The 3,388-nt window shown below is 66.4% G+C and carries 4 protein-coding genes; all 4 read left to right on the top strand.

The window, feature by feature from the left end:
* Positions 1–59 precede the first annotated feature (59 nt).
* Positions 60–842: an LPS export ABC transporter ATP-binding protein gene (lptB, locus tag ACDELDRAFT_RS20455; RefSeq protein WP_050784216.1), complete on the top strand. Its 783-nt coding sequence runs from the start codon at positions 60–62 to the stop codon at positions 840–842.
* Positions 842–2,437 (top strand): RNA polymerase factor sigma-54, encoded by a 1,596-nt coding sequence (locus ACDELDRAFT_RS20450; protein WP_005799984.1) that lies wholly within the window; start codon positions 842–844, stop codon positions 2,435–2,437. The genes lptB and ACDELDRAFT_RS20450 overlap by 1 nt, the downstream gene beginning before the upstream one ends.
* A 91-nt stretch (positions 2,438–2,528) precedes the next feature.
* Entirely contained in the window at positions 2,529–2,969 is a 441-nt protein-coding gene (locus ACDELDRAFT_RS20445) for an acyl-CoA thioesterase (RefSeq protein WP_005799983.1), read from the top strand.
* Between the two features lie 196 nt (positions 2,970–3,165).
* Positions 3,166–3,388 (top strand): hypothetical protein (locus tag ACDELDRAFT_RS20440; protein ID WP_040330137.1); only part of this gene is annotated, 223 nt, incomplete at its 3' end.

Genomic DNA, 3,388 nt, shown 5'->3' with positions numbered 1-3,388 from the left:
GCCCCCGCGGCCAGCGGCCCGGCGCTGCGGCCCAGCCCATCCCTCGGCGGTCCGTCCAAGTGAGTGCGCCGGCTGTGAACCCAGGCCCCGAGACCCAGGCCGGCAGCCGGCTGGAGGTCGAGCACCTCGAGAAGTCCTACGGCAGCCGCAAGGTCGTCAAGGACGTGTCGCTGGTGGTGCAAAAAGGCGAAGTGGTGGGTTTGCTCGGGCCCAACGGCGCGGGCAAGACCACCTCGTTCTACATGATCGTGGGGCTGGTGCGCTGCGACGGTGGCGACATCCGCATTGATGGCCATTCGGTGGCCGACATGCCCATCCATCGCCGCTCGCGTCTGGGGCTTTCGTACCTGCCCCAGGAAGCATCGATCTTTCGCAAGCTCACCGTCGAAGAGAACGTGCGCGCCGTGCTGGAATTGCAGCGCGGCGAAGATGGCCGCCCGCTGCCCCGGGCCGTGATCGACGAGCGCCTGGGCGCGTTGCTGCAGGAGTTGCGCGTGGACCACCTGCGCGAATCGCCGGCCCTTGCCTTGTCGGGCGGCGAGCGCCGCCGGGTCGAGATCGCGCGTGCGCTGGCCACGCAGCCGCGCTTCATCCTGCTGGACGAACCCTTTGCGGGCATCGACCCCATTGCCGTCATCGAAATCCAGCGCATCATCGGTTTTCTCAAGGCGCGCGGCATCGGCGTGCTGATCACCGACCACAACGTGCGTGAGACGCTGGGCATTTGCGACCACGCATTCATCATCAGCGATGGCCGCGTCCTGGCCCAGGGCACCCCTTCGGAAATCGTCGACAACGCCGAGGTGCGGCGGGTGTATCTGGGCGAACACTTCAGGATGTGATGAAGCCCGGTCTTTCGCTACGCGTCTCGCAGCACCTGTCGCTCACCCCGCAATTGCAACAGTCCATCCGGCTGCTGCAGTTGTCCACGCTGGAGCTCTCGCAGGAAGTGGAGCAGATGCTCGACGAGAACCCCTTCCTCGAACGTGCGGCCGACGAAGCCCCGCGCGAGGAATTCGGCCTGGATGCCGCCGATACGCCTGCGCAGCCCGATGATTACAGCGCCGATGATGCTATGTATTCAGGAGCTGTTGGCGCAAGTGCCACAAGCGCAGAAGCGCCGATCGAGTCCGAAAACCCGGGCACCGCTGCGGACGAGCCCGACTGGAGCGGCGACGGCACGGTGGAGATGGCGCCCAACGACTCCGAGTGGGGCGGCGATGCCCCGGCGCGCAACCGCAACGACGCCGATGGCGACGAGGCCGACGCCACCGAACTGGCCCGCTCGCACGAATCGCTCACGGCCTTCCTGCACCGGCAGGCGCTGGCGCTGCGCCTGTCTGAAATCGACAGCGCCGCATTGCGGTTCTTGATCGAATCGCTCAACGACGACGGATACCTCGAAGAGCCGCTGGCCGACCTGGCCATCAGCCTGGCCGGCCCGGATGACCTCGCGCAGATCGACGAGCTGGTGCACCGCTTCACCGTGGCCTTGCGCCTGCTGCAGAACCTCGAGCCCGTGGGCGTGGGCGCACGCAATCTGGCCGAATGCCTCACGCTGCAACTCTCCGCGCTGGCGCGCGACGGCGCCGCCGACCCGGCGGTCGTGCAGACCGCGCTGCGCATTTGCCAGCAGCCGCTCGAATTGCTGGCCCGGCGCGATGTGCGCCGCCTGACGCAGGCATGCAGCGAAGGCGGCAGCGCCGGCGAGGAGCGCACCCGCGCCGCCATGGCGCTCATCGCGCGCCTGGAACCGCGCCCGGGGCGCCGTTTCGCCGACGTGGAACGCAACATCATCGTGCCCGATGTGATCGTGCGCAAAGCCGGCCGCGCCAATGGCCCAAGTGGCCAGCACAACTTCATCGTCTCGCTCAACCCCGACGTGATGCCGCGCCTGCGCGTGCACGACATCTACGCCGGAGCGTTGCGCGGCCACAAGGGTGGCGAGGGCCACCAGGGCATGCAGCAGCGCCTGCAGGAGGCGCGCTGGTTCATCAAGAACATCCAGCAACGCTTCGACACCATCCTGCGCGTCTCGCGTGCCATCGTCGAGCGGCAGAAGAACTTCTTCACCCATGGCGAGCTGGCCATGCGCCCGCTGGTGCTGCGCGACATTGCCGACGAGCTGGGCCTGCACGAATCCACCATCAGCCGCGTGACCACCGCCAAGTACATGGCCACGCCCATCGGCACCTACGAGCTCAAGTATTTCTTTGGCTCGGGCCTGGGCACCGAGACGGGGGGCAACGCCTCGAGCACCGCCGTGCGTGCCCTCATCAAGCAGTTCGTTGCGGCAGAAAGCCCTTCCAAGCCGCTGTCCGACAGCCAGATCGCCGAGATGCTCAAGGAGCAGGGCATCGAGTGCGCGCGCCGCACGGTGGCCAAATACCGCGAGGCCCTCAAGATCGCGCCGGCCAATCTGCGCAAGGCGTTGTAGTTTTTCTGCGGCGCGCCCCCACGACCAGGCGCATGCTCCGCTCGGCTGCCGATGGCCGCTCTTTCCTTCTTCCTTGCACACCGCTCACGCCATGGCCCGCATCGTTTTCGATCTTCCCGCGCATTTCGCTTTCTCGACCGAAATGCAGATCTACATCAGCCACGTGAACCAGGGCGGGCACCTGGACAACGCGCAATTGCTCAGCCTGGTTTCCGAGGCGCGCGTGCGTTTCTTTCAGTCGCTGGGCTACCGCGAGGCGGACGTGGCGGGTTTCTCCACCGTGGTGGGCGATATCGTGGCCCAGTACAAGTCGGAAGCCTTCCATGGCGAAACCCTGTGTGTGGAGATGCTGCCGGCCGATTTCAACCGCTACGGTTTCGACCTGATCTTCCGTATGTCGGAGAAGACCCAAGGCCGCGAGGTGGCGCGCGGCAAGGTGGGCATTGTCTTCGTGAGCCGCGCCGAGCAACGGCCCGCACCCATTCCAGAGCCGGTGCGTTTGTTGCTGCTGCAGCGCGCCACGCCACGCTAGGCGCGCGCCCCCTTCAGTGCGCAAAAAACATTGTAAAAAAAGCCACTAGCGGCTACGATGGCGCGCCCCTGATCTGGTATTTGGGGCTTTTTGCCCTGCAGCGCTCATCCGTAGAGCGCATGCAGCTATTAAAAAAATAGCGATATTTACCATGCCAACACTTTCTTGGCTCCCGCGGCCACGTTGGGCGCAGGTTTTGGCGTGCGCCGCCACCCTGGCTCTGCCGCTGGCCTACGCGCGCGATCTGGCTCCGATTGACGCGTTGGGCGATGCGCCCGCAGCTGCACGGCCCAAGTCCGCACAGGCCCTGCCCGCCAACGTGCAGCGCATGTCGCGCGAAGAGCGGCTGGGTCTGCCCACCTTCGTGGAGCTGCGCCCGGGCGCGAGCGCTGCCGGCGCGCAGGCCAAGTCGGTCGCAG

The sequence above is a fragment of the Acidovorax delafieldii 2AN genome (genome assembly GCF_000175235.1).
GTDB classification, from domain to species: domain Bacteria; phylum Pseudomonadota; class Gammaproteobacteria; order Burkholderiales; family Burkholderiaceae_C; genus Acidovorax; species Acidovorax delafieldii_B.
This window is presented reverse-complemented; position numbering and strand designations above follow the sequence as displayed.

Excerpts from the sequence above, each read along its gene's own strand:
- ACDELDRAFT_RS20450 (WP_005799984.1), top strand. The coding sequence starts at position 842 with ATGAAGCCCGGTCTTTCGCTACGCGTCTCGCAGCACCTGTCGCTCACC.
- ACDELDRAFT_RS20445 (WP_005799983.1), top strand. The coding sequence starts at position 2,529 with ATGGCCCGCATCGTTTTCGATCTTCCCGCGCATTTCGCTTTCTCGACC.